Annotated in this window: 1 pseudogene; it reads left to right on the top strand. The window is 68.1% G+C overall.

The annotated features are described in order from the left end of the window. Positions 1-253 (top strand): annotated as a pseudogene (locus tag SK069_RS20180) (ABC transporter ATP-binding protein); the annotation flags it as partial. Between the last annotated feature and the right edge of the window lie 51 nt (positions 254-304).

Here is a 304-nt window from a genome sequence, read left to right on the forward strand (position 1 = left end):
GGGCGAGCTGATCATGGAGATCCATGAGGAGACGATGCGCGAGGCCGAGGACAAGCGGCTGGAGCACCGTCCCGCGTTCACGCTGATCACGCACGACATCATGACCGCGCGTCGGGTGTCGCAGTACATCAACGTGTTGTGGAAGGGCCGGATCGTGGAGGCCGGTCCGGCGGAGCAGCTGTTCAACTCGCCCAACGCGTTCGTGGAGCAGTTCCTCGCCGGCGCCTCGCGCGGCCCGCTGGGGATGAACTGAGTCCTGGGGATCCGTCGTCGGGTGGTGTCGGGGCGCCGGTCGGCGCCCCGA

The sequence above is a fragment of the Patulibacter brassicae genome, assembly GCF_033949425.1.
Classification (GTDB): domain Bacteria; phylum Actinomycetota; class Thermoleophilia; order Solirubrobacterales; family Solirubrobacteraceae; genus Patulibacter; species Patulibacter brassicae.